Annotated in this window: 28 protein-coding genes; 12 read left to right on the top strand and 16 right to left on the bottom strand. The window is 72.5% G+C overall.

Annotated elements, in window-relative coordinates; translation table 11 throughout:
- Positions 1 to 105: 105 nt before the first annotated feature.
- On the bottom strand, positions 106 to 978 hold the full coding sequence (locus ACGFYV_RS05940; protein WP_393877125.1) for an alpha/beta hydrolase: 873 nt from the start codon (positions 976 to 978) through the stop codon (positions 106 to 108).
- Between the two features lie 307 nt (positions 979 to 1,285).
- Between ACGFYV_RS05940 and ACGFYV_RS05935 the strand changes: the two genes are divergently transcribed.
- Positions 1,286 to 2,578, top strand: a complete 1,293-nt coding sequence (locus tag ACGFYV_RS05935) for an FAD-dependent oxidoreductase (RefSeq protein ID WP_393877124.1) — start codon at positions 1,286 to 1,288, stop codon at positions 2,576 to 2,578.
- A 359-nt stretch (positions 2,579 to 2,937) separates the two neighbouring features.
- Here the strand turns inward: ACGFYV_RS05935 and ACGFYV_RS05930 are convergent, their stop codons facing one another.
- Entirely contained in the window at positions 2,938 to 3,567 is a 630-nt protein-coding gene (locus tag ACGFYV_RS05930; RefSeq protein ID WP_393877123.1) for a helix-turn-helix domain-containing protein, read from the bottom strand.
- Between the two features lie 144 nt (positions 3,568 to 3,711).
- Here ACGFYV_RS05930 and ACGFYV_RS05925 point away from each other — a divergent pair, with 144 nt between their 5' ends.
- On the top strand, positions 3,712 to 4,698 hold the full coding sequence (locus ACGFYV_RS05925; protein ID WP_393877122.1) for an alpha/beta fold hydrolase: 987 nt from the start codon (positions 3,712 to 3,714) through the stop codon (positions 4,696 to 4,698).
- 587 nt (positions 4,699 to 5,285) lie between these two features.
- Positions 5,286 to 6,512, top strand: a complete 1,227-nt coding sequence (locus ACGFYV_RS05920) for an IS110 family transposase (RefSeq protein ID WP_393877121.1) — start codon at positions 5,286 to 5,288, stop codon at positions 6,510 to 6,512.
- Positions 6,513 to 6,642: 130 nt separating this feature from the next.
- On the opposite strand, the gene ACGFYV_RS05915 is transcribed toward ACGFYV_RS05920, so the two are convergent.
- Positions 6,643 to 7,227 carry a helix-turn-helix domain-containing protein gene (locus ACGFYV_RS05915; protein WP_393877120.1) on the bottom strand — a complete coding sequence of 195 codons (585 nt, stop codon included), beginning with the start codon at positions 7,225 to 7,227 and terminating at the stop codon, positions 6,643 to 6,645.
- 117 nt (positions 7,228 to 7,344) lie between these two features.
- Between ACGFYV_RS05915 and ACGFYV_RS05910 the strand changes: the two genes are divergently transcribed.
- Positions 7,345 to 8,181, top strand: a complete 837-nt coding sequence (locus ACGFYV_RS05910; protein WP_393877119.1) for an EamA family transporter — start codon at positions 7,345 to 7,347, stop codon at positions 8,179 to 8,181.
- Positions 8,182 to 8,472: 291 nt separating this feature from the next.
- Positions 8,473 to 9,120: a B3/4 domain-containing protein gene (locus tag ACGFYV_RS05905; RefSeq protein WP_393877277.1), complete on the top strand. Its 648-nt coding sequence runs from the start codon at positions 8,473 to 8,475 to the stop codon at positions 9,118 to 9,120.
- Positions 9,121 to 9,331: 211 nt separating this feature from the next.
- Here ACGFYV_RS05905 and ACGFYV_RS05900 read toward each other — a convergent pair whose 3' ends face one another.
- Both ACGFYV_RS05900 and ACGFYV_RS05895 read right to left on the bottom strand, forming a co-directional pair.
- Complete coding sequence (locus ACGFYV_RS05900; protein WP_393877118.1) at positions 9,332 to 9,928, bottom strand: TetR/AcrR family transcriptional regulator; 597 nt, start codon at positions 9,926 to 9,928, stop codon at positions 9,332 to 9,334.
- Between the two features lie 91 nt (positions 9,929 to 10,019).
- Positions 10,020 to 11,510 (bottom strand): alanine racemase, encoded by a 1,491-nt coding sequence (locus ACGFYV_RS05895; protein WP_393877117.1) that lies wholly within the window; start codon positions 11,508 to 11,510, stop codon positions 10,020 to 10,022.
- A gap of 169 nt (positions 11,511 to 11,679) precedes the next feature.
- Between ACGFYV_RS05895 and ACGFYV_RS05890 the strand changes: the two genes are divergently transcribed.
- Positions 11,680 to 13,002: a D-arabinono-1,4-lactone oxidase gene (locus ACGFYV_RS05890; RefSeq protein WP_393877116.1), complete on the top strand. Its 1,323-nt coding sequence runs from the start codon at positions 11,680 to 11,682 to the stop codon at positions 13,000 to 13,002.
- Between the two features lie 113 nt (positions 13,003 to 13,115).
- Here ACGFYV_RS05890 and ACGFYV_RS05885 read toward each other — a convergent pair whose 3' ends face one another.
- The 7 genes from ACGFYV_RS05885 to ACGFYV_RS05855 all read right to left on the bottom strand — a co-directional run bounded on the left by ACGFYV_RS05885 (position 13,116) and on the right by ACGFYV_RS05855 (position 18,796).
- Positions 13,116 to 14,324 (bottom strand): hypothetical protein, encoded by a 1,209-nt coding sequence (locus ACGFYV_RS05885; protein WP_393877115.1) that lies wholly within the window; start codon positions 14,322 to 14,324, stop codon positions 13,116 to 13,118.
- A gap of 28 nt (positions 14,325 to 14,352) precedes the next feature.
- Complete coding sequence (locus tag ACGFYV_RS05880; protein ID WP_393877276.1) at positions 14,353 to 14,997, bottom strand: phosphatase PAP2 family protein; 645 nt, start codon at positions 14,995 to 14,997, stop codon at positions 14,353 to 14,355.
- Positions 14,998 to 15,046: 49 nt separating this feature from the next.
- Entirely contained in the window at positions 15,047 to 16,366 is a 1,320-nt protein-coding gene (locus ACGFYV_RS05875; RefSeq protein ID WP_393877275.1) for a diacylglycerol/lipid kinase family protein, read from the bottom strand.
- A gap of 198 nt (positions 16,367 to 16,564) precedes the next feature.
- Positions 16,565 to 17,077 carry a nucleoside deaminase gene (locus ACGFYV_RS05870; protein WP_393877114.1) on the bottom strand — a complete coding sequence of 171 codons (513 nt, stop codon included), beginning with the start codon at positions 17,075 to 17,077 and terminating at the stop codon, positions 16,565 to 16,567.
- A gap of 10 nt (positions 17,078 to 17,087) precedes the next feature.
- On the bottom strand, positions 17,088 to 17,588 hold the full coding sequence (locus ACGFYV_RS05865) for a nucleoside deaminase (protein WP_393877113.1): 501 nt from the start codon (positions 17,586 to 17,588) through the stop codon (positions 17,088 to 17,090).
- A 117-nt stretch (positions 17,589 to 17,705) separates the two neighbouring features.
- A complete protein-coding gene (cynS, locus tag ACGFYV_RS05860) occupies positions 17,706 to 18,176 on the bottom strand; it encodes a cyanase (protein WP_393877112.1) in 471 nt (156 codons plus the stop codon).
- Between the two features lie 86 nt (positions 18,177 to 18,262).
- Positions 18,263 to 18,796 (bottom strand): carbonic anhydrase, encoded by a 534-nt coding sequence (locus tag ACGFYV_RS05855; RefSeq protein WP_393877274.1) that lies wholly within the window; start codon positions 18,794 to 18,796, stop codon positions 18,263 to 18,265.
- On the opposite strand from ACGFYV_RS05855, the gene ACGFYV_RS05850 reads away from it, so the two are divergent.
- Together ACGFYV_RS05850 and ACGFYV_RS05845 are read left to right on the top strand one after the other, a co-directional pair.
- On the top strand, positions 18,758 to 19,315 hold the full coding sequence (locus ACGFYV_RS05850) for a LysR substrate-binding domain-containing protein (protein ID WP_393877111.1): 558 nt from the start codon (positions 18,758 to 18,760) through the stop codon (positions 19,313 to 19,315). The two genes, ACGFYV_RS05855 and ACGFYV_RS05850, sit on opposite strands and share 39 nt — an antisense overlap.
- Positions 19,316 to 19,546: 231 nt before the next feature.
- Complete coding sequence (locus ACGFYV_RS05845) at positions 19,547 to 19,789, top strand: hypothetical protein (RefSeq protein WP_393877110.1); 243 nt, start codon at positions 19,547 to 19,549, stop codon at positions 19,787 to 19,789.
- Between the two features lie 19 nt (positions 19,790 to 19,808).
- Here ACGFYV_RS05845 and ACGFYV_RS05840 read toward each other — a convergent pair whose 3' ends face one another.
- Positions 19,809 to 20,405: a rhodanese-like domain-containing protein gene (locus ACGFYV_RS05840; RefSeq protein WP_393877109.1), complete on the bottom strand. Its 597-nt coding sequence runs from the start codon at positions 20,403 to 20,405 to the stop codon at positions 19,809 to 19,811.
- Positions 20,406 to 20,499: 94 nt separating this feature from the next.
- On the opposite strand from ACGFYV_RS05840, the gene ACGFYV_RS05835 reads away from it, so the two are divergent.
- Positions 20,500 to 20,787, top strand: coding sequence for a metal-sensitive transcriptional regulator (locus tag ACGFYV_RS05835; RefSeq protein ID WP_393877108.1), 288 nt, complete (start codon positions 20,500 to 20,502; stop codon positions 20,785 to 20,787).
- Positions 20,788 to 20,917: 130 nt separating this feature from the next.
- On the opposite strand, the gene ACGFYV_RS05830 is transcribed toward ACGFYV_RS05835, so the two are convergent.
- The 3 genes from ACGFYV_RS05830 to ACGFYV_RS05820 all read right to left on the bottom strand — a co-directional run bounded on the left by ACGFYV_RS05830 (position 20,918) and on the right by ACGFYV_RS05820 (position 23,344).
- Positions 20,918 to 21,664 carry a sulfite exporter TauE/SafE family protein gene (locus tag ACGFYV_RS05830; RefSeq protein WP_393877107.1) on the bottom strand — a complete coding sequence of 249 codons (747 nt, stop codon included), beginning with the start codon at positions 21,662 to 21,664 and terminating at the stop codon, positions 20,918 to 20,920.
- Positions 21,661 to 21,888 (bottom strand): hypothetical protein, encoded by a 228-nt coding sequence (locus ACGFYV_RS05825; protein ID WP_393877106.1) that lies wholly within the window; start codon positions 21,886 to 21,888, stop codon positions 21,661 to 21,663. Before ACGFYV_RS05825 ends, ACGFYV_RS05830 begins: the two co-directional genes overlap by 4 nt.
- Positions 21,889 to 21,961: 73 nt before the next feature.
- Positions 21,962 to 23,344 (bottom strand): rhodanese-like domain-containing protein, encoded by a 1,383-nt coding sequence (locus tag ACGFYV_RS05820; RefSeq protein WP_393877105.1) that lies wholly within the window; start codon positions 23,342 to 23,344, stop codon positions 21,962 to 21,964.
- Between the two features lie 139 nt (positions 23,345 to 23,483).
- On the opposite strand from ACGFYV_RS05820, the gene ACGFYV_RS05815 reads away from it, so the two are divergent.
- The 3 genes from ACGFYV_RS05815 (at position 23,484) to ACGFYV_RS05805 (ending at position 25,720) form a co-directional block, all read left to right on the top strand.
- Positions 23,484 to 23,981 carry a hypothetical protein gene (locus ACGFYV_RS05815; RefSeq protein ID WP_393877104.1) on the top strand — a complete coding sequence of 166 codons (498 nt, stop codon included), beginning with the start codon at positions 23,484 to 23,486 and terminating at the stop codon, positions 23,979 to 23,981.
- 178 nt (positions 23,982 to 24,159) lie between these two features.
- Positions 24,160 to 24,582 carry a YciI family protein gene (locus tag ACGFYV_RS05810; RefSeq protein ID WP_393877103.1) on the top strand — a complete coding sequence of 141 codons (423 nt, stop codon included), beginning with the start codon at positions 24,160 to 24,162 and terminating at the stop codon, positions 24,580 to 24,582.
- Positions 24,575 to 25,720, top strand: a complete 1,146-nt coding sequence (locus ACGFYV_RS05805; protein WP_393877102.1) for an RNA polymerase sigma factor — start codon at positions 24,575 to 24,577, stop codon at positions 25,718 to 25,720. Before ACGFYV_RS05810 ends, ACGFYV_RS05805 begins: the two co-directional genes overlap by 8 nt.
- Positions 25,721 to 25,738: the final 18 nt, after the last annotated feature.

The raw sequence follows: 25,738 nt of genomic DNA, 5'->3' as shown, positions 1-25,738 counted from the left end.
CGATCGCCTTCAGGTCGGGCCGGTGAAAACGGCCCCCTCATGTCAGGTCTTGGATGCGCAGTCAGGGCCTGGACGCGCAGTCAGGGCCTGGACGCGCAGTCAGGGCTAGGACGCGGCCGTCCCGCCGCCCATGTGCCGTACGAAGAACCGGACCGCGCTGTCCGCCTCGAACCTGGGCACGTCCTTGTGTCGCCCCGCGTTGGCGTGCAACGTCTTCTCCTGCGAGGCGAAGGCGTCGAACAACGCCAGACCGGACTCGCGCGGGATGTGCTCGTCGTCCCACTGGAGGACGTACTCGACCGGAACGGTGATCTGTTTCGCCGTCTCGGCCAGCGGGTCGGGCCAGAACATTCCGAAGACCGCGGCGGAGATCCTGGGTTCCGCCGCCGTCAGCGGCACCCCGATCGCGGTGCCCATGTTCAGGCCGAAGTAGCCGACCGGCCCGTCGGTGCCGATCTCCGGCAGCGCCTGGAGGGCGTCGAGCGTCGTCTGCCACTCTGGCACGGCGCGCTCTGCAAGGTGGAGGTTGTAGCGGACGACGACCGGGCCTTCCGGCTCGCCCGCCGCCCGCTGCCCGCCGCCCGCCGACCGCGCCGCGTACAGCGCGGCGATCTCCTGCTCGTCGTGCGCCGTGCGTGGCCGGCCGCCGTGTCCCGGTGCGTCGATGAGGGCGACGTGGAAGCCGCCGTCGCGCACGAGGCGTTCGGCACGGCCCACCATGCCCGGCCACTTCTTGTGGGTGCCGCCACCGTGCCCCATCAGCACCAGGGGCGCGCGATCGGCTCCGGATACGGGGGACCGGCCGGATGCGGGGGACCGATCGGATGCGGGGGGCCAAACGGATGCAGGGGACCAAACGGATGCGGCAGGCGGGCTGGATGCGGGGGACCAGAGGGCGCCGGGGATGTCGCCGACGGTGAACTCGCGTTCCACGACACCGTTCGACGACGACTGCTCAGTGAACTGAAGAGAATGCACAGGTTGTTGCCTTTCGGGAGGCCTTTGTCAGCGAGGCGCTCCCGGCGACACCTATGTCGGCGCTATGTCGACCGCCCGACCATGACGACGAGGGGGAGCACCCATACGGATACGGCGTTCATGGGTCTCACCTCCTGTCGTGATGTCACGGTCGCCCGCAAGCTGTCAGCCCGCGTGCGCCATCGGGCGCAAGTCTTCTTCTCAAGGCGATCTCGCCACGGGCCCACCTTCATCTGCGCGAGGTGCGCCGCGAGGAGTAGAATATTCATCGACCGATGAATTACTGCTCTTCCGGAGGGCGGGCGTCATGGGACGGACAACACGGCAGGAGACGGGACAGGAGCAGGCGGCACAGGAACGCGCCACCCGGGATCGGACCACGTGCTGTGTCGTCGGCGGCGGCCCGGCGGGCATGGTGCTCGCCCTGCTGCTCGCGCGCTCCGGCGTCGAGGTCACGGTGCTGGAGAAGCACGCGGACTTCCTGCGGGACTTCCGCGGCGACACCGTCCACCCGTCCACGCTGGCACTGCTGGGCGAGCTGGGCCTGACCGAGCGTTTCGCCCGGCTGCCGCAGCGCCGCGTGACCACGCTCCAGCTGCCCGTCGGAGCCGGCCGCTCGTCCGTCACGGTCGCGGACCTCTCGGTACTGCGTCCGCCGTACAACTACGTGGCGATGGTGCCGCAGTGGGACCTGCTGGACCTGCTCGCGGACGAGGCGCTGCGTGAACCTTCCTTCAGCCTGCGCATGAACACGGAGGCGACCTCCTTCCTGATCGAATCCGGACGGGTGACCGGTGTCCGCTACCGCACCGGCGACGGCCGCACCGGCGAGCTGCGCGCGACCCTCACCGTCGCCTGCGACGGCCGCGGATCGCTGGCCCGGCTGAGGCCGGAACTGGGACCGAGGCGCTACACCTGTCCGATGGACGTCTGGTGGTTCCGCCTGCCCCGCGACGAGGGCGACCCTCGCGGACTCGTCGGCGCCGCCGGCGACCGCTTCCTGACCGCGATGATCGACCGCGGCGAGTACTGGCAGTGCGCCGTGCTCATCCCCAAGGGGACCGACAGGCAGCGCCGGGCCGCGGGCCTCGATCGCTTCCGGGCCGATTTCTCCGCCGCCGCACCGTGGCTCGCCGACCGCACCCGGGCGCTGCGCTCGTGGAACGAGGTCAAGCTTCTCGACGTACGCCTGGACCGCCTGCGCCGCTGGTACCGGCCCGGTCTGCTCTGCATCGGCGACGCCGCCCACGCCATGTCCCCGGTCTTCGGTATCGGGATCAATCTCGCCGTCCAGGACGCCGTGGCCACCGCCCGCTACCTCGCCGGGCCACTGCGCCGCGGAACGCTGAGCGACGCCGACCTGCGCAGGGTGCAGCGTCGCCGCCTTCCCACCACGGTCGTCACCCAGGCCCTCCAGCGGACGGCCCACGCGGTCGTCATCGCTCCCGTCCTGCAGGGCCGCCCACCCCTCGGCAGCGCGTCGCGCACCCGGCGCCTCGCGCGCGTGCTGGCCAGGGCGCCCTGGACCCGCCGCGTTCCCGCGTACTGGCTGGCCTACGGAGCGCTGCGCGAACGCCCGCCGGCGAGGGCCGCGCGATAGCAGCTAGGCCGTTTTGTTTGGGTCACCGGGCAGACCAAAGGTGTCACAGCCGGCGACCTGCCTCTGCCGGTCCATGTCGCGGTACTCGTCGTCGCTCTCAATCCCGTCGATGACGTCCCGGACGTCCGGGTGTTCCTGTGGGGACGGGACGCTCGCGAGTGCCTCCGCGGCAGCCTGGGCTTCGGGCCGACCAGCGGGCCCGAAGCGGCCGCCCCAGGCGTGGGATGCGTCTCCTCCCTTCTGGAAGGCCATGGCCGAAGTTCAGTAGTTGTCACCGGCAGAGCCGGATGACGTGGCGAATGAGACCGAACGAAGCAGCGTCGTTGTCACCGACGAGGCACGCGGCTTGTCACAACTGCTCATTCAGCAGCCTGTCTGTCACCAGTCCCGCGACCAGCGGCTGAAGGGGTGCGCAGCCGTAGACGTTCTCCTTGAGGCCCGAACATGACCAGATACTCGGCCGGTCCGGCGGATCCGGCGTTCGCGACTCCGTGGGGGATGCGGGTGTCGAACTCGACGACGTCCCCGGCAATGAGGACGAGGTCCTGGCTGCCGAGTGCGAGCCACAACCGCCCGTACATGACGCACAGCCACTCGTAGCCCTCGTGGGACACCTGTCGGGGCCGCCCGGGCGGCTCCGCGACGGCAGGCAGGACGTGCTTGTGGGCGTGCAGGCCGCCGACGTACCGGGTCAGCGGCAACACTGCCTTGTCGTCGCCGAAGCTGTGCGGCGCCGTGCTGCGGGGCTCGGCCGCGGGGGCGGGTGCGGTGCCGGCCAGGTCGTCCAGGGCGACTCCGTATTCCTTCGCCAGCTGCAGCACCACCTCCAGGGTGGGCTTGCGTCGCCCGGTCTCGATCCGCGACAGCGTGCTGGGCGAGATGCCGGTCGAGCGGCTGACATCGGCGAGTGTGACGCCACGGCGCTCGCGCACGACCCGCAGCCGCGGCCCCATCGCCGCCAGCGTCCGGGCCACGTCGTCACCTGTCATCGTCCCCGTTCCTTCCCGCCGCGCCGCTTCACCCCCCTGCCCTGCAATCTTGCCAGAATGGCAACGCTGATCGCGCCGAGTGGCCGCGGCGCCGCATGATCGATGGGTTCCCGCCGGCCACCCGCGTACCGAGGAGAAGCCCCCATGCGATCCGAGCCGACCGCCGCACCCCGCCACCGCACCGTCGAGGCCCCTGCCGGGCGCCTGCACCTGGTAGAGCAGGGCACCGGCCCGTTGGTCCTGCTCGTGCACGGCTTCCCCGAGTCCTGGTACTCCTGGCGCCGCCAGCTCCCGGCCCTCGCAGCGGCCGGGTACCGGGCAGTGGCGATCGACGTGCGCGGCTACGGCCGCTCCTCCAGGCCCGCCGCGACCGACGCCTACCGAATGCTCGACCTGGTGGAGGACAACGTCGCCGTCGTGCGCGCCCTCGGCGAGGAGAGCGCGGTGATCGTCGGCCACGACTGGGGCTCCAACATCGCCGCCGCCTGCGCCCTGCTCCACCCCGGAGTCTTCCGCGCGGTCGGCTTGCTGAGCGTCCCGTACGCGCCGCCGGGCGGCCCCCGCCCCACCGACATCTTCGGCCAGATGGGCGGCCCCGAGCAGGAGTTCTACGTCTCCTACTTCCAGGAGCCCGGCCGTGCCGAGGCGGAGATCGAGCCCGACGTCCGGAGCTGGCTCGCAGGCTTCTACGCGGCCCTGTCCGCCGACACCATGCCCGCCCAGGGCGAGCCCGACCCGCACTTCGTCACCCTGGGCCGTCAGCTGCGCGACCGCTTCCCCGCCGGCCCGCTCCCGGCATGGCTGAGCGAGGAGGACCTCGACGTCTACGCCGGGGAGTTCGAGCGCACCGGCCTGACCGGCGCCCTCAACCGCTACCGCAACATGGACCGCGACTGGGAAGACCTCGCCCCGCACCGCGGAGCCCCGATCAAGCAGCCCGCCCTGTTCATCGGCGGCGCCCTGGACGCCTCCACCACCTGGATGGCCGACGCCATCGACGCCTACCCCACCACCCTCCCCCGCCTGTCGGCCTCCCACCTCCTGGACGGCTGCGGCCACTGGATCCAGCAGGAACGCCCCGACGAGGTCAACAGCCTGCTGACCGACTGGCTCACCACGATGGAGAGCTGAACCAGGCGGGCCACCCTTCGGGCCGACGGCGTCGTCGCGGGGAGGGACAGGTCCGGTCCGGTCTTCACGCTGTGCCTCTACCGCGACTACGGCTTCCAGAGGCGCGCGTACGGCAACGGCGCGGGATACAACGTCGACCTCCGCACCCTGCCCATGCCCGGATCCGGCGGTCCCAGTGCCGCCAACAACGTCTCCTCCTGGGTGAACAACACCCGGTCGCCGTCTCGCCTCCTGGATCTGGACCGCGACGAGGACAGGACCTGCACCCGGGTCAGCGCCTCGAAGAGCCGCTGCCGTACAACGACACCGTCGACGTCGTGGTGTGGCCGTTCTGACCCGCCTCGCCTAATGGGACCTGCCGGGTCGTAGAGACTCGGTGCCGTAGCCGCCAGCAGGTGAGCACTTCCCTCGCCGGAACCACTGCGAGTTCTGTGGTCAGACCGTGCCCCTGCTGGTCGGCCGGAAGGCCATGACCGCTGATGGGGTGGCGTGCCCGCCGAGATGGGCGTGAGCACTGGATCCATTAGGCCGCGTGCCGTGTCTTCCGCGGGCTGCACGACTGGGAAGTACGCGATGGGGAGGAAGAGTTGCCGCTGATCGGCGACGACTGGGCCGAGGACCACCACGACGTTGAGGTCCAGGACGCCACTGGCCGCAGGCTCGCGACAGCGAGGCTGCCCGAGGGCGCGGAGGGCATCACCAGGTTCCACGAGCTCGTGGCCAAGCACTCCGGCGAGGGGCCCGGTCCGGCCGACGTGATCGTCGGCATCGAGACGGACCGGGGCACGTGGGTGCAGGCTCTGCTCGCGGCCGGTTACCAGGTCTACGCGATCAACCCGCGGCAGGTGGCCCGGTTCAAGGAGCGGTACGGCACCTCCGGTGCCAAGAGCGACAAGGGTGATGCCCACGCGCTCGCCGACATGGTCCGCATCGACCGCGACCAGCTGAGGCCTGTCGCCGGGGACAGCGACCAGGCCCAGGCCGTCAAGGTCGTCGCTCGCGCCCACCAGACCCTGATCTGGGAACGCACCCGCACCTTCCAGCGGCTGCGCAACACGCTGCGGGAGTACTTCCCCGCCGCGCTTTCCGCCTACGCGAGCCTGGAGCTGACCAGCACTGACGCGCTGGAACTGCTGATCAAGGCGCCCACGCCACCGGCGGCGGCGAAGCTGACTCGCACCCAGATCACCGCGGTCCTGGCCCGCGCTCGCAGGCACAACCGGGACCAGAAGGCCGGCGCGATCCAGGCCGCGCTGCGCGAGCAGCAGCTGGAGCTGCCCGAGCCGGTGGCCGCCGCCTACGCGGCCGCCACCGCCGCTCACGCCCGCCTTCTGATCGCCCTCAACGAGCAGATAGCCGCGATGGAAGAGCAGGTGAAGGCGCATTTTCTCGCGCACCCGGACGCTGAGATCTACCTCTCCATGCCCGGCATCGGAGAGATCACCGGCGCCCGGGTGCTCGCCGAGTTCGGGGACGACCCCACCCGCTACAGCTGTGCGAAGGCCCGCAAGAACTACGCCGGGACCAGCCCGGTCACCCGAGCCTCCGGCAAGAGCCACAACGTCCAGGCCCGCTACGTGCGCAACAACCGGCTCGCCGACGCCCTCCAGCGCCAGGCATTCTCCGCCCTACGTGCATCGCCGGGCGCCCGCCGCCACTACGACAAGCAACGCACCCGCGATTCCGGCTATAACTCCGCCCTCCGCCAGGTCGGCAACCGGCTCGTCGGCATCCTCCACGGATGCCTCAAGACCCGCACCCACTACGACGAAGCGACCGCCTGGTCGCACCACGCACAACCCCATGCCGCTTGACCTCAAACGTCATGGGGTGTCTGACCAGTCCCGCCTGGCCGGCCGTCCGCCGGCCGGTGGACCCGCAGCCGTCGCGCGCCAACCGGCCGCGGCGGCTGTCGCTTTCGTGTACGCCCCCATGCCCTGCGGGTCAGGTGGTGGCAGCAGGTCCGGGGGGCAGGTGGACCGTCATGATCAGATGGCAGGTGCCGGCGCCCGAACCGCGGTAGGTGTGCGGGGTGTCGCCGTCGAAGGTGGCGGTCTGGCCGGCTTCGAGGGCGTGCTCGGTGCCGTCGACGACGAGGGTCATCCGGCCGGCGGTCACGCTGACCGTTTCCACGACTCCGGCCTGGTGGGGGTGGCTCGGGTATTCCTCGTCCGGTTCCAGCCGCCAGCGCCAGACCTCGACAGGGCTGGGCCCGGAGGTCGTCAGCATCAGCCGGGCCTCGCTGCCCCGCTCGCCGGACCACAGGGGTGCGACGGTGTCGGCGGAGACGATGCGGACGCGGCCTTCGGGCGATCCCTGCATGAGCGCGCTCACCGAAATGCCGAGGGTGTCGGCCAGGCGCACCAGGGTGGCCAGGTTGGGGTTGCCCTGGGCCTTCTCCAGGCCCACCAGGGCGCCCTTGCTGACCTGGGCGCGCCGGCTGAGTTCCTCCAGGGACAGCCCTGCGCGGACGCGGGCCGCCCGGACGTTGTGCGCGACCGTCCGCAGGGCTGCGGCTGTCTCGGCCACCTGATCACCTTCCTTGCCGATTGACCATTTGAATGCACCGCACGGTCGTTTGGCTGGCACGTCTCGGTCGTTCTGTTGTACCGTGTGGTCGCTCCACTGAATGGTAAGGGAAGTATCGTGATCGCTCTGCTGCTGGCCCTGGGCAGCTCACTCACCTATGGATGCGCCGACTTCCTCGGCGGCCTCGGCGCCCGCAAGGCGCATGTGCTGCGCACCGTGATGGTCGCGGCCCCGGCCAGTCTCGCGGTCGAACTGATGTTGTGGCCGGTGCTCGGCGCCTCGTTCAGCCGCGGGGCTCTCGGCTGGGGTGCCCTGTCCGGGGTCGCCTCGGCCGCCGCGTTCGCCCTGCTCTACCGCACACTCGCGATCGGCCCGATGAACGTGCTGTCGCCGGTGACCGCGCTGGTGTCCGCCGCACTGCCCGTCGGTGTGGGCCTCATGCAGGGCGAGCACCTCACCGCCGCCGGGCTGGTGGGGCTGCCCCTGGCGCTGATGGCGGTGGTCCTGGTCAGCGCCGGACATGGCGCAGGCTCGGCACGCTCCTCGCGTACGGCGCTCCTGCTGGCCTTCGGCGCGGGTGCCGCCATCGCCCTTCAGCTGGTCTTCCTGCACCAGGCGCCGTCCGACAGCGGAGTGGCCCCGCTGATCATGGGCCGGGCGGTCTCCTCGGCCGTCACCCTGGTCGCGGCGGGACTGCTGCGCCGCAGGCTGGGACCCGAGAAGCCCGCCTACGCCCTGTTGGCCGGCGCGGGCGTGCTCGACTCGATCGCGAACCTGCTGTTCCTGCTCGCGGCCCGCAGTGGTGACCTCGCCGTCGTCGCCGTACTCACCGCCCTGTACTCGGCCGGCACCGTGCTGCTCGCCCGAGGCGTTCTCTCCGAGCGCATCGCCCGCGGCCAACTCGTCGGCCTGGGCACCGCCGCCGTCGCCGTCAGCCTCCTCGCCCTGCCCTGACCTTGCCTGACCGGACCTGGCCGGTCCTGACCGAGCCAGCGGCCCATGGCATCGGCCCATAGCATCGGCCCGCATCATCAACTCATCTCAACTCATCACCGAACCAAGGAGGACGGCATGCTGGTTCATCCCTGGGACGCCGGCCTGGACGAGGCCGAATGGCAGTCCTGGATCGCCGAAGGCCACGACTTCGGCCAGTTGAGCGTCAACGGACTGCCCGGTCACCCGCCCGCCGTCGTCCCCACGCACTTCGCCCGCGTCGCCGACGCCTTCCCCGGCACCCTCATCGCCATGGTCACCGCCACCGGCCTGCGCGGGCGCGAACCCTGGCCCCACACCGCCACCGGCCTGGAGGAACTGGAACGCCAACTCGCCGACGGCACCTGGCAGCCCGCCGACGAGACCGACCCCCGTATCGAGGCATGGCACACCGCCTACCGCTCGTTCGGCACCAACCCGCGTCGCATCCGCCCCAGCGTCGACGCGCTGGGCCGCCGCTTCCTGAAGAAGGGGACGCTGCCGCGCATCAACCCCGCGGTCGACTCCTACAACACCGTCTCCGTACGACACGGTCTGCCCGCCGGAGCCTTCGACCTCGACCACGTCAGCGGCGACGTCGCGATCCGTCACGCGGACGGCACCGAGTCCTTCACCCCGCTCGGCGAGCCCGGCACCGTCGAACATCCCAGGTCCGGCGAGATCGTCTACGCCGACACCGCCGGCGTCCTGACCCGCCACTGGAACCACCGCGACGCGCACCGCACCCGCGTCACCGAGGACTCCACGCACGTCGCCTTCCTCCTCGAAACCCTCCGGGCCGACCGGGACGGCGACCTCCTCAAGGTCGCGGCGGACGAACTGCAGGGCCTGCTCTTCCCGCACGCGGAGCGGACCACCGTCCACTACCTCAGCCCGGCACAGCATCAGGTGGCCACCTGAGCCGCTGGACCGTACGGCCCTCGGCTCTTCGCACTGCCGGCCGGACTCCGGCGAGTTGTGCCCGTGTTGCACGGGGGCCGGGGCGCTCGGCGAGCCGGTCCTGGACGAAGGCTGAAGTCCGCACGCTTGGGCATGTGTACGGCGTGCGTAGGGGCGTGCGTACGGCGTTACTGGGAAGGTGCGTTGCCGGGATCCCGCGCCACGAGTGCCCTCAGGGGTTCGGGCGGGCCAGTGAGGTGAGGTAGCGGGCGAACTCGTCCAGGGCCGCGGTCGCTTCGGCGTCCTCGCGGTCGACGAGCCAGTTGAGGGTGAGGCCGTCCAGGACGCTCAGGCCGTGGCGGGCGAGGACGGGGAGGTCCACGGTCCAGTGGATGTCGAGGGTGCGGGCGAGGGACTCCAGGTAGGCGCTGTTGATCGCCAGATAGTGGCGGTACTGCTTGCGGGCCAGGTCGGCGAGGCCCGGCTGACGGAGGGCGTACTGCGTGAGTTCGTACGTGACCAGATGCTCGGCGGGGCGTTCGCGCACCCGGTCCCAGTAGGCGTGCAGGGTGGCGTGGATGACGTCGTACGCGCTCGCGTCCTCCGGCTGGGCGACGACCGGGGTGAGGGCGCGTTCCATGATCCGTTCGATCACGCTCTGCAGCAGCTCCTCCTTCGAGCGGAAGCAGTAGTGGAAGGCCCCCAGCGGGACGGCCGCCTCCGTGACGACGGCGCGGGTCGTCGTCCTGGCCACACCGTCGCGGATCATGACCCGGATGGCCGCCTCGACCAGCTGCTCACGGCGCTCGTCGGCTGACAGGCGGGGCATGGCGCGCTCCCTCGGGGAGTGGGGTGGACAGGTTCGGGCATGCCCGGCTCGGGTCAACGTACCCCAGCGTGGTTCGCACCCCGCCGGGGTGTCACAGGAAGGCGTGCTGCTCGCCCCGGTACGTGGGCACGACGTCCACGATCCGGTCTCCCTCGACCAGATGAAGCTGGTCGACCCGCTCGCACAGCTCGCCCGCCTTGGCGTGCCGGAACCACACCCGGTCGCCCAGCCGCAGGCCGTCCGCTGCCACGCCGGTCAGCGGGGTCTGGACCTCGCCGGCGCCCTCGGCGGACAGCAGACGCAGGCCGGCGGGTGAGACGGGGAGCGGCAGCCGGTCCGTGCCCGGGGCGCCGGAGGCGATCCAGCCGCCGCCCAGGACGGTGATGTGGCGGGGCGCGGGGCGGCGGACCACGCTGAGGGCGAAGTACGCGGCGGGCAGCGGGCGGAATCCGCGGTAGTGGTCGAACAGGACCGGCGCGTAGATGCCGGATCCGGCCCCGAGTTCGGTGACGGCGTGCTCGGCCGAGGTCTGCTCCAGGCTGCCGGTGCCGCCCCCGTTGACGAACTCCAGCGGCGCCACGGCGCGCACCGCGCGGATCGCGGCGGCTCGGCGGGCGCGCAGCTCACGGGCCGAGAACTGCTGGAAGAGCCGTACCGCCGCCCGCGTCAGGCCCGGACCGGGCCGGTTGTCCCCGACGCCGGCGATCTGTCCCTCGTACGACATGACGCCGACCAGGCGGAGGCGCGGCCGGGCCTCGACGGCGCGGGCCAACTCGGCGGCCTGCTCGGGCGCGTGGAGCGGCGAGCGCCGCATGCCGAGGTGAAGGCGGCCGCCCAGCAGACGCAGCGACGCGTCGAGATCGAGGCAGATCCGGACGGGCGGACCGGAGGGGCCGATGGCCTCGGTGATGAGGGCGAGCTGTTCGACGGAGTCCACCATCAGCGTGATCCGCGAGGCGGCACGCTCGTCGGAGGCGAGGCGACGGAGGGCCGGGACGTCGGCCGTCGGGTAGCCGACCAGGATGCTTGGGCCGGCCCTGTCCGCAGCGCCGACGGCCGCACGTTCGGCTCGCCCTGCGCGTCCTTCGTCTTCGCCCCCTGCACCTTCGCGTGCTTCGTCTTCGCGTGCCGGGCCGGCCGTGCGTCCGCTGGCCGGCGCGTTCCTGCCCGCCGGGCCGGTTGCGCCGCCGTCGGGTCGCCCGTCCGCGCCGGCCGCGCCTTCGGTGTCCCCTCCGAGTCGCCCTTCTCCGTCCAGCGCCCCGTCCTGCGCCAGCCACAGCGCCTCCGGCAGGGTGAACGCGAGAACGCCCGAGAAGCCCGGCAGCCGCAGGACGTCGCCGATCAGGGCGCGGCAGCGCAGCGACTTGCTGGCGAGGCGGATCGGCTTGCCGCCCGAGCGCCGGACCATCTGCGCGGCGTTGGCCCGCAGGGCGCCCAGGTCGACCACGGCGAACGGCGGCTGGAGATCGGCCGTCGCCTTCTCCAGCTCGGCGAAGCCGGCGGGTGACGCCGGTCGCGCGGAGCGGTGGGTGGCAGCGCGGGTGTCGGTGCGGGTGCTGTCGTCCGGTGCGGCGCTCGGCATGGGGTGCGGCCTTTCCGTGGACCGGTGAGGAGCGGCCACCGTCTCTTGGTCACCTGTCCAAGTCAAGGCTTCCGGACGCTTGACTTGGACGGTTGACCAAGTTCAGGCTTCCGGCAAGCCGTCGCCGGGTCGGGCGCGGCCCGCCGATCCGGTCGAGAGGACTCCAGGCATGAGCAGCGTATGGCGCAACTGGGCGGGCAACGAGGAAGCGCGACCCCGTCGCGTGGTCCGCCCCGGGAGCCCCGACGAGGTGGCCGCCGCGGTGAAGGACGCCGTACGGGACGGGCTGCGGGTCAAGCCCGTGGGCTCGGGGCACTCCTTCAGCGGCGCCGCCGTCGCCCCCGACGTCCAGCTGCGCCTCGACCGTCTGGACGGGGTGTCCTCCATCGACGCGGACACGGGTCTGGTGACGGTCGGGGCGGGCATGGAACTGTGGAAGCTCAACCCGCTGCTCGCCGCGCGGGGCCTGGCCCTGGAGAACATGGGCGACATCGACCGGCAGACCGTCTCCGGTGCCATCTCGACCGGCACGCACGGCTCCGGTGCCCGGTTCGGCGGCATCGCGACCCAGGTCCGTGCCCTGGAGCTGGTTCTCGCCGACGGTTCGGTCGCCACCTGTTCACCCATCGAGCGGCCGGAGCTGTTCGCGGCGGCCCGGGTCGGCCTCGGCGCCCTCGGTGTCATCACCCGGGTGACGCTGCAGTGCGTTCCGCTGTTCGCCCTGCACGCCCGTGACACCGCCATGCCCGTCGCCGAAACGCTGGAGCGGGCACAGGAGTTCGCCGACACCGACGACCACTTCGAGTTCTTCTGGTTCCCGCACAGCACCACCACCCTCACCCGGCGCTTCACCCGGCTGCCCGGCGACGCGCCGCTGAGGCCGATCGGCGCGTTCGCCCGCCGCCTCGACGAGACCGTCAGCGGCCTCGGCTTCGAGGGACTCAACCGGATCGGCACCCGATTCCCCGGGTTGGTGCCGCCGATCGCACGGTTCGCGGCGCGGGCCATGTCCTCCCGCGAATGGACCGACCACTCCTACAAGGTGTTCGCCTCGGTGCGCGATGTCCGCTTCCACGAGGGCGAGTTCGCGATCCCGCGCGAGCACGCGGCCGACGCGCTGCGCGAACTCAAGCGCTGGATCGACGACCACGACGAGCGGGTGTCGTTCCCGCTGGAGGTCCGTTTCGCCGCCGCGGACGACATCTGGCTCTCCACCGCGCAGGGCCGCGCCACCTGCTACATCGCCTTCCACCAGTACCACCGCATGCCCTACCAGCGGTACTTCCGCGCCTGCCAGGACATCCTCGGCGGCTACGGAGGCCGTCCGCACTGGGGCAAGATGCACGACCTCGACGCCGGCCGACTCCGCCCCCGCTACGACCGCTTCGACGACTTCGTGGCCCTGCGCGACGCCCACGACCCGACCGGGGTGTTCGCCAACCCGTATCTCGACCGCGTCCTCGGCCCGGCGCCGGAGGCCTCCGCACGCTGACTCAACCGCGCAACCGCGCAACCGCTCAACCGCTCAACGGCAGCGAGGACTTCGCAACGTCCGGCATCGCGCTCGAAGTCCCGTCCGTCTTTCCGTCCGTCTTCCCGTCCGGTTCAGAACAGGCCGGTGTGCCGGTGCTGCGACACCTCCTGGTGGATCCGGCGCAGCCATGGACTGCGGACGGCCGGCAGCCTGGACAGCGTGTACAGGAACACCTGGAAGTCCATCCGGAACGGGTACGGGGAAAGCGGCGCGTCCGGGTTGTCGCGGAGCACGCCGTCGGGCATGCCGCCCGAGGCGGGCACCGGCAGGCGCCGCTCGGGGAAGACCAGACCGAGCCACACCCCGGCGGGCAACGGCACCAGGGCCGCCGGGGTGGCTGCCGGACCGGACGGCGCCCAGATCTCTCCCGTCCGCGGATGACTGGGCACGAGGAGAATGTCGGCACCCGCACCCGCACCCGCACCGGCACTCGCACCGGCACCCGCACCGGATTCGCAGTCGGAGTCGGCGTCGGCGTCGCTATCGGAGTCCGAGTCGGCGTGCGTGTCAGGGGCCGGCAGTCCCGGTCCTGCCAGGACGGCTCGGCGCGCCGGTGGGCCCGGGGGCAACAGCGTGTCGAGGGCCCGACGGAACACCCGCGCGGTCATCCCGTCCGGGACGGTCACCGGCCGTCCCCGCGAGGCTGCCAGCAGGTGCGCCAGGGCCTGCGAGGCCGCGGCCTCCCACTGCGGGTTCCAGGACCACCATCGGTTCCAGTGCGGCCGTGACCCCCACGAGGTGATCGGCGCGAACGCGGGTGTGCCCTGCCCCTCCGCCGCCAGGGCCGTCCAGGAGACCGGAGCGGCCTCGCCGGTGCCGTCGACCGGGACGCGGCGCACCGCGTCGGGGGCGAGCCACACCGCCTGCCAGAGCGAGCAGTCGTCCACCCGGGTCGCCACCCCCAACCCGCACTGTTCGCAGGCCATGTTGGGGCCGTCGCCCCCGTCAAGGCCGCAGCAGTAGCCGCCGCAGTCATCCTGGATCAGCACGGTGCCACGGGTGTCTCCGGGGGCGATCACGGTCGTTCCGGGCTCCGCGTCGGACAGGGCGTACACCGGTGCGTAGACGCCGCGGGCAGCTGCTTCGTCCGGACCGATCTCGTCCCACCGGCGCCACGGCGGGCCCCAGGGGTCCGGGTCCACGGCGAAGGTTCCCGGCTCCATGAGGACCGGCAGCTGGATCCCGTTCCCGTACTTCTGACGACCGTGGGCGGGAAAGGCGACGTGGGACAGCGCGGCGGTCACCTCTGCGCCGCACCCCGCGCACACGAAAACGAACAAATATCCTCCGTGTTGACAAGCAGGCGCATCATCGCAGCACGACAGCCGCCGGCCAACGCGTTTTTCCGCCCGGCGCCCGCCGCCCGGCGATCAGAACGTCGAAGGCGGGGCTGGGCGGGATGTGCACGGCCGCCAGGGACACCGCCGCCGCGGCGAAACCGAGGACCGCTCCGGCCGCGACGTCACCGGGGTAGTGCACGCCCGTGTGGACGCGGGAGTAGCCGACGGCGACGGCCAGTGCGGCGAGAGGTGCCGCCGCCGCGGGCAGTACGACACCGACGGCGGTGGCGAACGCCGTGGCCGATGCCGTGTGACCGGAGGGGAAGGACGCCGACCTCGGCATCGGCACGTGCCGGGCCACGACCACCCGGGCCTTCTCCCGGTCGGGACGCGCGCGGCGGACCATCCGCTTGCCGAGCAGGTTCGCCGCCGCCGAGGCCAGCGCGACCGCGCCGGCTCCGGCCACCGCGGCGCGCCGGGGGCGGCCGGGCCGAAGGGCGAGGCCCGCCGCGACGGTCAGCGAGATCTTCGAGTGGTCGGCCGCGTGGGACAGCCGACGCAGGGCGCGGTCCAGCGTGGGCGTGGGGGTGGAGGCCACGGCCGCGTACAGTGCCCCGTCGATCGCGCGGAGGTCGCCGAGTACGGCGGTCGCGGTGTACCGGGCCCTGGCCACCGTCCGGCGGACGGACGCGGGGGGCGGGGTGGGCGGGGTGGTGTTCCGGTCAGGCACGGGAGACTCCTTCGGGCGTCCGCTCGGGGCGGCCGAACGCGAGGGCGACGAGCTGCCGCCAGTTCACGGGCGGCGCGGGAGCCACGACGCCCGGACGGTCGCGCGGCACCAGGACCCGCAGCGCGCCCGGACGCAGCGAGCACACGACCGGCGTGGCCATGCGCAGTGCCTCGCCGTCCACCGCCACGGGGATCTCGTCCGCGTCGCAGGCAACCTCGACCCGGTGCGCGGTCATGACGGTCAGTCCGGTGGACTGCGAGCCCAGTACGGCCAGTTCGGCGGCCTGGGCCGCGCCCTCCACCCGGATCCCGAGCACGCCCAGCTCGCCGTCGTCCAGCCGGGGCCGGCGGCCGGTGCCACCCAGCTCGTCGGGGGAGACGTAGGCGTTGTTGCTGACCAGCAGCGCCTGCTGGGACGTGAGCACGGTGCCGTCGACCCGCGCGTCGAGCCGGCGCACCCCCTCGCCGACCAGCAGGTCCGGCATGAGGTTCAGCGCCGTGCCCGCCTTGTCGTCGCGGTAGTCGGGGTGCTGTACGACGTCCGCGTACACCCCGAACGACACGGTGTTGACGAAGGCACGGCCGGCCACGTCGCCGAGGTCGACCCGGAGCTCCTCGCCTTCGGTCAGGGCGTGGAGACAGCGTGCGGGGTCGGACCGGTCGAGGCCGAGGTCCATGGCGAAGTGGTTGCGGGTGCCGGCGCAGACCACGAGGAAAGGCAGGTCGTGCTCGGCGGCGACCGCCGCGACGAGCGCCTGAGTGCCGTCGCCGCCCGCCACGCCGAGCAGGTCCGCGCCCTGGGCCACGGCCTGCCGGGCCAGCTCGGTGACGTCGCTCTGGACGGAGGGGTCGAGCAGGATGACCCGCGCGCCGAGTTCCTCCGCCCGCTCGACGAGCCCGAAGCGGCCGACCTTCCCGCCTCCGGACCTCGGGTTCATGATGAGGACCGGCCGGTCGGGGCGGGGTGCGGCGGTCGCCCGTACGGGCCGCTGTGGACGCGATCTGCGCAGCGCGGTCCGTGCGCAGGCGAGCGCGACGCCCCAGCACAGGCTGGAGACCAGTGCCGTCAGCCACAGCCACCGGTGCACGAACAGGATCACGATGCCGATGGGCACCGCGACCACGACGAGCGCCCCCAGCAGCCGTACCGCCCCGCGGTGCGCCAGGAACCACCAGACGCCGACGGCGCACACGACCACCCCGAGGAGCCCGGCCCCGATGATCAGCAGTCCGCCTCCACCCAGAGCGAGCAGCAGGACGAGCACGGCGCCTACCGCCGCCAGCACGGCGCAGCGTGCGAGCAGCCGAGCGATCGAGTCCCCGCGGGAGCGTGCCGTTCGCGTCTTGCCGATGTCGTCCTCCCCACGCCGGACTCGTACCCGCACCGTGTGCGTTGTACCAGCCTGCGCACTGCGGGGGTGAGGAGCGCCCCGGCCGGTCTGTACGGGTGAGTGCCGTACCGCACGCCGCCGAACCGCACGCCGTGGAGTCCTGCGCCGTCGAGCCCTGCGTCAGGGAGCGGTGCTGTCGGGCCTGCCGCTGTGGAAGGCGACGTGCATGTCGTGCATGCGGGAGGTGAGGCCCGGGACGGGGCCCCGCACGTCGAGGCCGGGCACCACGTCCTGGACCGGCACGCAGCGCACCGGGGACGGCGGCACGCCCAGCGCGGTCAGCCACTGCGACAACTGGGTGGCCGAGTGCACGTAGACGATGCGGCCGAGGCCGGCCCAGCCGTGGGCGGCCGCGCACATGGGGCAGTGCTCACCGGAGGTGTAGACGGTGGTCTGCGCCCGCTGCCGCGGGGTGAGGTGGGCGGTGGCCCAGCGGACCAGCTCGAACCCGGGGTGGCGGGTGTTGTCGTCGAGCGTGCGGACCCGGTTGCGGTCCTCCGTAAGGATCCGGCCGTCGGCGCCGGCGAGGACCGAGCCGAACGGCTCGTCCCCGGCCCGAAGCGCCTCGGCCGCCAGCTCCACGGCGCGCTCCAGGTGCCGCAGCTCGGCAGGGGTCGGTTCGAAGGGGGTCATGGCTGCTTCCTCAGGCGGCGGTGGGGGCGTCGGCGACACGGCGCCGGCCGCCGTTGCGTTCCTGCCAGAGCCGGTAGACCTCGACCGCGGCATCACTCGGCTCGTGGCGCATCGGCAGCCGGCGCTCGTCCCAGTTCGTGGCGAACTCGCCGTAGAAGGTGTCCAGTTCGAAGTACTTGCGGTCGTCCACGTAGTGCGGCTCGTACGCGTCCCGGGTGGTGAGAAAGACGACCTCGTCCGGCGAGCAGTAGTACAGCGAGCCCAGGCACATCGGGCAGGGGTGGGCGAGTACGTAGATCGTGGCGCCGACGAGGTGCTCGGTGCCCAGCTTGGTGCACGCCTCGCGGATGGCGAGGATCTCGGCGTGCGCGGTGGGGTCGCTGGTCTGGGCGACCAGGTTGGGGCTCTCGGCCAGGATCTCGCCGTCCTTGACGATGACGGTCGCGAAGGGACGGCCGCCCTCGGCGACGTTGCGGCGGGCGAGGTCGACGGTGCGCTGTGCGAAGTCCATCAGGCGGGTCTTTCGGTGGGGGCGTGCGGTGGGGGCGTTCGGTGGGAGTGGGGGAGGAAGAGGCCCGGGGCGGCCGGGCGGACCGGACCGCCCCGGAGCGGGGGTCGAAGAGGGGCATCAGAAGGGCTTGGTGGGCAGGTACTTGCCGTCCAGGGTGATCACCGCGCGCTCGCCGCCCTCGGGGTCGGCGACCTTCTTCACGTCCAGCTTGAAGTTGATCGCGGAGATGATGCCGTCGCCGAACTCCTCGTGCACCAGGGCCTTGAGCGTGGTGCCGTAGACCTGGAGCATCTCGTAGAAGCGGTAGATGGTCGGGTCGGTCGGGATGCCACCGGGGATCGAACCGCGGGTCGGGATCGTCTGGAGCAGCGTCACCGCGTCGGCGTCCAGGCCGAGCAGCTCGCCGACGGCCTGCGCGGAAGCCTCGGGCAGGGCGTGCTGACCGAGCACGGCGGCGGTGGTGAAGGCCACCGACAGGCCCGAGGCGTCGGCGATCTGCTGCCAGGTGAGGTCCTTGCGGGTCTTGGCCTCGACCGCGGCGATGGCGAGGGCCTCACGGGCGGTGGGGTCGAACTGGGCGTGCGGCATGGGGATTTCCTTTCAGGGGTGCGAACGTCGAGAGTTCACAGAGGGGCAAGAAACGGGGGTGCCGGGACGAGGGGCGGGACCGGCGGTCAGGCCGCGGGCACGGTCACCTTCGCGTGGCCGCCGAGGGCCTCGACTCCGCCGGAGGCGATGTCGTAGACCCACCCGTGCAGGGTGAGGGTGCCTTCGGCGAGGGCGCCGGCGACCGAGGGGTGGGTGGCCAGGTTCGCCAGCTGGGCCAGGACGTTCTGGCGCACCAGGGCCCTGACGTCTCCGCGGGCGGCGGTACGGGCGCGGGCGGCGTCCGCGTGCTGCAGCCACTGGGCGACCGCGGGCGCACCGCTCAGATCGTGGGACTCGGCCAGCGCCGTCATGGCGCCGCACCCGGAGTGACCGCACAGCACGATGTCGGACACCCCCAGCACGGCGACGGCGTACTCGATGCTCGCCGCCACGCCGTCGGAGCCCGGAGCGTAGGCCGGGACGATGTTCCCCGCGGTGCGGATGACGAACAGCTCGCCCGGCTCACTGGCCGTGATCAGCTCCGGCACCACGCGGGCGTCGGAGCAGCCGATGAACAGCGTGTGCGGCGCGTCACCCTGGACCTGAAGGAGATGACCCAGGACGACATCGAGTCGGCCCTGCTCGCCGACGACCTCGACGTCGGCATCGCCTTCGCCGGTTCGCACCTGCCCGGCATCGTTGCGACGACCCTGTTCACCGAGACCCTGAGCCTGGTCACCGGCACCCCCGACCGCCGGGACGGCCCGGCCCGGCCCCTACCGGTCCACGACCTGGTGAATCATCGACTCGCCCTGCTCAACGGCGACTTCGCCACCCGGAGCCACGTCGACGCCCACTTCGCCGCCCATCGCGTGCGGCCCTCGATCGCCGTGGAGGCCGACTCCGTCCAGGCCCTCGTCGAGATCGTGCGGCGCACCCCGGTCTCCACCGTGCTTGCCGACGCCGTCACCCACGACCACCCCCACCTGCACCCCGTCCCGCTCGAACCCCCCCTTCCCGCACGCACCGTCACCCTGCTGCGGCGCGAGAGCAGCTACCAGAGCGCCGCCGCCCGTGCGTTCACCCGTCTGGCCCACGACGTCGTCCGGGCCCGCGGCTACACCGACGCACGTCAGTGAAGGCGCGGGCCCCGACGACGTCATGGGCCCGGATCCTCGCGGGCCCGGGTCCTCGGGCCGTCACTCCATGAGCGGGAACAAACACCGCCCTCGGCGTGCTCCACCTGATACAGCGTCCGCTTCATCGGGCCGGGTGGTGACCCCCGCGGGCGGAACCGACGGGCGGAGGAGCGTGAACCCATGGCGATGGCAGGAAACGACGGGCTTCGGTCGACCGAAGAGGATCATTTCGTGACCACCTGCGGACGCAGGATCGAGGTGCGGGGCCTGCGGCTCGGCTCTCCCGAACGGCCTGTCGGCCGGATCGCCCTGGACGTCGGGGAGGACCGGGGCGGCGAGCCGGGAACCTGGGCGGCGCTCACCGCCGAGGAGGCGCGCCGCCTCGCCCACCTGCTTCTCGAGCAGGCCGGTCCGGGCGAGCGCGACGCCGCGCCCCTGTATGCCTGCGGGGACGGCGAGTTGCGCCTGCTCTGACCGGTGCTCCGGAGTCCGTTCAGCGGGCGCGCAAGGCGGCGAGCGTGGCGTCCAGGTCGGCCGCGCGGGGACGGTTGTGCGGCAGCTTCCCGAGGGCGACGGCCATGCCGCAGGTGTTGGTGAGGGCGGAGAACACAAGGCCGCCCGCTATGCCGGCGGACAGCAGCTGGAAGGCCGGGTGCACGAGCAGCCCGAGCAGCAGCCCCAGCAGCACCACGGTGCCCGCGGTGAAGCGGACCTGCCGTTCCATGCTCCAGACGGTGCGCGTGTCGCGGGCGGCCGGCCGCCGCAGCTCGTGGCCGTCGGCCGCCCACGCGTTCGTGCCACCGGCGAGGGTGGCGGCCTGGACGCCCTCCTCGGCCAGGAGCGCGCAGGCGCTTTCCGAACGTGCGCCGGACGCGCACACCAGGAGGACGCTGCCGCGGTCGGCCGCGTCGCGGATCTCCGGCAGGGCCCGGCGGATCTGGTCCAGCGGGATGTTGAGGGCTTGCGGCAGATGGCCGGAGGCGTGCTCGCCGGGCGTGCGTACGTCGATCACCGTGAACTCGTGCAGGCGCGCGTGGGCCTGCGCGGTGTCGAGGACAACGGGGGAGAGGGGAGTGAGGGGGCTGGTCATGACAGAGGTGATCCTTATTGGTCGTCGCCATGGGTCGTCGCCGTCCCGAACCAGGACGTAGAGTACCCCTAGGGGTATTTTTTGAGGAGTGATCGTGGAACTGGAGCTTGAGGGTGCGGCCCTGAAGGCCGTCCTGAACCGGCTGCGGCGCGCGCAGGGCCAGATCTCCGGTGTGATCCGGATGATCGAGGAGGGGCGGGACTGCGAGGACGTCGTCACGCAACTGGCCGCAGCCTCACGGGCGTTGGACCGTGCCGGCTTCGCGATCATCGCCACCGGACTGCAGCAGTGCGTCGCCGACATCGAGTCCGGCCGCAAGAACGGCGACGACACGGAGGCGATGCGCGCCCGGCTGGAGAAGCTCTTCCTCTCGCTCGCGTGACGGCCTGCCGAGGCCCGGGTCCGCCTGGTGTGGCGGGGCGTCGGTGCCCGGGTTCGCCTGTGTGGCGGCGTGCCGGCGCCCGGGTCCGCTCGTGTGACGGCTGCCCGCGCGCAGGGCGACTCTTCGCGCATCACGCCACCGCGTCCACCAGCATGAACCCGGCCACCGCCAGCAGGACGAGTGCGAAGACCCGCTGGAGTGTGTGCCCGGACAGCTTCGAGGACAGGCGCCTGCCGTCCCAGGCGCCCAGGATCGCGGCTCCGGCGAACGGGCCGATGACGGCCCAGTCGAGTCCCTCCGCCGTACCGGCGCGCAGGGCCAGTGCCGCCAGCGAGTTGACGGTGATCACGAGCAGGCTCGTGCCCACCGCTTGGCGCATCCGCATACCGAGGACGCCGACCAGCGCGGGGACCGCGAGGAAGCCCCCACCGACGCCGAGGACACCGGTGACCGCGCCCAGCCCGGCACCCGCGAGCGCCGCCCGGCCCGGCCGCACCGCCACCGGCGCTTGCGACGACGGACGAGGCCGCAGCATACGGAGCGAGGCCGCCACCGCGACCAGGGCGAAGGCCGAGGTCAGGGCAGCCGCCGGCAGGCGCCCGGCGAGCGCGCCGCCCAGCATCGCCGGACCGATCCCCGCCGCCGCGAACAGCAGCCCCGTACGCCAGCGGACATGCCCGTCACGCGCATGGGCGGACAGCGCGGTGGCCGAGGTGACGGCGACGATGACCAGACTGGCCGTGGTGGCCGCGACCGGGGCGAAACCGAGCAGGTAGATCAGCGCGGGGACGGCCAGGACACTGCCACCGCCCCCGAGCGCGCCGAGAGCCAGGCCGATCACGGCACCGGCGGCCAGCGCGAGGACCACAGCGCTCACGCGACGATCCCGTTGCCGCCGCGGCCGGAGGCGTGCCCCGCCTCCCACCCATGGGCTTCACGGACGCCGAGCAGTATCCCGCCTGCGCTGCCCCCGCCTCCGCTGTCCCGGCCTCCGCCGCCCCCGTCCCTGCTGCCCGCGTCGGCCTGGATGCGGCCGGTGACGGCAGCGGCCTCCTGGACGGTCACCCGCCCCGGTCCTTCGTCGCGTCGAAAGTGACTCATCGTCGTTCTGGCTCCTGGTGTGTCTGCTCGTACTTCTCGTCCGCCCGAACCTCCGGGCTTCCGCCGCGGTCGGTCAGGACGCGCGGACGGTGAGTCCGGCCTGTTCGGCGGCGGCGAAGGAGTCGTCGACGGCGACGACGTCGCGGCCCGCCGCGTCCAGCAGCGAGGCGGCGATGGCCGCGCGCATGCCGCCGGCGCAGTGCACCCACACCTGCCCCGCGGGGACCTCCTTGAGGCGCCCGTGCAGAGCGTGGAGGGGGATGTGCACCGAACCCCCGATGAAACCGGCGGACCGCTCGGCGGCCCGGCGGACGTCCAGCACGACGACCCCGTCCCGCACGGAGCCGCCGTCCTCGAAGTTCTCCGCGAGGCCGGCGAAGGTGGCGCGCGGGAAGGAGGCGAGATCGTCGCCGTCCCGCACCCACCGCTCCGGTGCTCCCGTGGCCGCGGCGGCCGGGCGGTCGATGCCCACCCGGACCAGCTCACGCTGTGCGGCGGCGAGCTGCTCCGCGGACTCGGCGAGCAGGGTCACCGGCTTCCCCCACGGGATCAGCCAGGCCAGATAGGTGGCGAGCTGCCCCTCGCCCTCGAAGTTGAACGAACCCGCGACATGCCCCTCGGCGAAGGCCACCCGGTTGCGCAGGTCGACGACCCACTCGCCCGCGGCCAGCCGGGCGGCGATCTCCTCGGCGTCCGCGACGGCCGGCGGCGTCAGATCGACGGGCGCGGGGCCCGCGGCGTTGGCCGGACCCATGTGCGTGTAGTAGGCGGGAACGTCACTCAGAGCGGCCAGCAGGCCGGCGACGAAGGTGTCGACGTCCCGGGTCAGCGCCTCGTTGGACGCCTTCTCCTTGCCGATGGTGGTGGACGCGCCGTCCGCCTGCCCGGAGGAGCAGAAGCTGCCGAAGCCGTGCGTGGGCAGGACCGCCGCGTCGTCCGGCAGCTCGGCGGCCAGCCGGTGCGCCGAGGCGTGCTGGGCGCGGGCGAGCCGTTCCGTCAGACGCGGCTCGACCAGGTCGGGACGCCCGACCGTACCGACGAGCAGCGAGCCGCCGGTGAACACCGCGACCGCCGTCCCGTCCGCCTCCAGCACGTACGACGTGTGGTGCGCCGTGTGACCGGGGGTCGCGAGCGCCCGCAGCGTCAGGGAGGCACGGGCGTCGATCTCCGCGCTGTCGCCGTCGTGCACGGGCGTGCGCTCGTACGACACCCCGGCCCCGGCCGGCACCAGGTAGGCGGCGCCCGTGACCCGGGCCAGTTCCAGGCCTCCGGTGACGTAGTCGTTGTGGAGGTGCGTCTCGACGACGTGGGAGATGCGCACCCCGCGCCGTGCCGCTGCCGTGATCACCCGGTCGATGTCGCGCGGCGGGTCCACCGCCACGGCCGTCCGCTCGCCGCCCGCCAGGTAGCTGCGGTTGCCGAGCCCTGGCACCTCGATCGTGTCGACGAAGAACACGAGGTACTCCCTTCCAGTGTCGATTACCCCCCGGGGTATATAGACCGTAGCACGATTACCCCCGGGGGTATTTTCGAGGACGGGACCTCTCGCGCTGTGTGTGACGTACCTTGTGTGTCCGAGGCGAGCGGCGGGGCTCGTGACGACGGAGCCGAGGGGCGGGGTGGCGGTCGGGCAGGTGGTGCGCCGAGGGATTCGGCTCGGAGTCCGCATCGGATCGGTACCGGCGCTCCTCTTCGGAACGCTGTGGCTCACCGGCGGCGCGATGTGGCTGATCTTCGACAGGAACACCGGCGATCCGGCGGCCTTCGTGCGCGACGGCTTCGTCGGGGTGGCCGGAAGCCTGGGCGTCGGTGTTCTGCTCGGTGCCGCCACGGGCGTCGTTCTCGCGCTGTCCCCCGAGTGGCTCGCGTCCCGGGCCCCGCTGCGCGGACTGCTCGCGGGAGCCGTGGCGAGCACCGTGTTCCTGGGGGAGGCCCTCGTCGTGGCGGTCGCGACCGACGTGGGCTACGGCCCGGTGCTGTTCACCTTCCTGACCACCCCCGTGGCCGGTGTCGTGGCGGCGCTGCACAGCGGCGACGTTCTCGGACGCACGCGCCATCACCCGTGGGTGTGGGGCGAGAAGAGTCCCTGGTGAGCGGGGTGACCCGGACTCGGTGAGCGGGGTGATTCGGACCTCGGTGCGCGGCGCGACCCGGACTCGGCGTCCACACGGGCCAAAAAAGTTCCGGCGGCGATGTCGAGAACCCGTGACCTGCTCCGTCCCCGGTGTGAACGCGACCAGAATGGGTCGTACAGCACCAAGGAGAGACACGATGGCCAAGTACCTGCTTCTCAAGCACTACCGAGGCGCCCCGGCCGCGGTCAACGACGTGCCCATGGACCAGTGGACGCCCGAGGAGATCTCGGCCCACGTGCAGTACATGAACGACTTCGCGGCCCGGCTCGAGAAGACCGGCGAGTTCGTCGACGGCCAGGCGCTCGCCCCCGAGGGAGCGTGGGTCCGGTACGACGGTGAGGGGCGCCCGCCGGTCACCGACGGGCCGTTCGCCGAGACCAAGGACCTCATCGCCGGCTGGATGGTGATCGACGTCGACAGCTACGAGCGCGCCGTCGAACTGGCCGGGGAACTGTCGGCCGCCCCCGGGGCGGGCGGCAGGCCGATCCACGAGTGGCTGGAGGTGCGCCCGTTCCTGGGCGCGCCGCCCACCATCTCGGAGTGCGCCTTCCATGGATGAGGCCCTCCTCCGGAGCCTCACGCCGAGTGTGCTCGGCGTCCTCGTCCGCCGCGGAGCCGACTTCGCCGCGGCCGAGGACGCCGTACAGGACGCGCTGGTCGAAGCGGTCCGCGTCTGGCCCACCGACCCCCCACGGGACCCGAAGGGCTGGCTGGTCACCGCGGCCTGGCGCAAGTTCCTCGACGCGGCACGGGCGGACGCCGCCCGCCGCCGGCGCGAGGACCTCGTCGACGAGGAACCGGCGCCCGGCCCCGCGTCCGCGACGGACGACACGCTCCAGCTCTACTTCCTGTGCGCCCACCCGTCGCTGACCCCGGCGTCCGCGGTCGCGCTCACGCTGCGCGCCGTGGGCGGGCTGACCACCCGCCAGATCGCCCAGGCCTACCTGGTTCCCGAGGCGACCATGGCGCAGCGGATCAGCCGGGCCAAGCGCACCGTCTCCGGTATACGGTTCGACCAACCCGGCGACGTCGCCACCGTTCTGCGCGTCCTGTACCTCGTCTTCAACGAGGGCTACTCCGGCGACGTCGACCTCGTCGCCGAGGCCATCCGGCTCACCCGCCGGCTCGCGGCCGCGATCGACCACCCCGAAGTGGCCGGGCTGCTCGCCCTCATGCTGCTCCATCACGCCCGGCGTGCCGCCCGGACCGCACCCGACGGCAGCCTGGTGCCCCTCGCCCGGCAGGACCGGGGCCGATGGGACACCGGGCTGATCGCCGAGGGCGTCACGATCCTTCAGGCGGCCCTCGCCCGCGACCGCCTGGGCGAGTTCCAGGCCCAGGCCGCGGTGGCGGCACTCCACGCCGACGCGCCCACTGCCGAGGAGACCGACTGGGTGCAGATCGTCGAGTGGTACGACGAACTCGCGCGCCTGACCGACAGCCCGGTCGTCCGCCTCAACCGCGCTGTCGCCGTCGCGGAGGCCGACGGACCGCGCGCCGGGCTGGCGGCGCTCGCGGCGCTGGACGACTCACTGCCCCGCCACACCGCGGTGGCGGCGTACCTCCATGAGCGCGACGGGGACCTGACGACGGCGGCCCGCTTGTACGCCGAGGCGGCCCGCAAGGCACCCAACCTCGCCGAACGCGACCACCTCACACGCGAGGCCGCCCGCCTCAACTCCCGCCACCGCGCCTGATGGACACCCCGCGCTCCC

Source organism: Streptomyces sp. NPDC048297 (assembly GCF_043201585.1).
In the GTDB taxonomy this organism is placed as follows: Bacteria; Actinomycetota; Actinomycetes; order Streptomycetales; family Streptomycetaceae; genus Streptomyces.
This window is presented reverse-complemented; position numbering and strand designations above follow the sequence as displayed.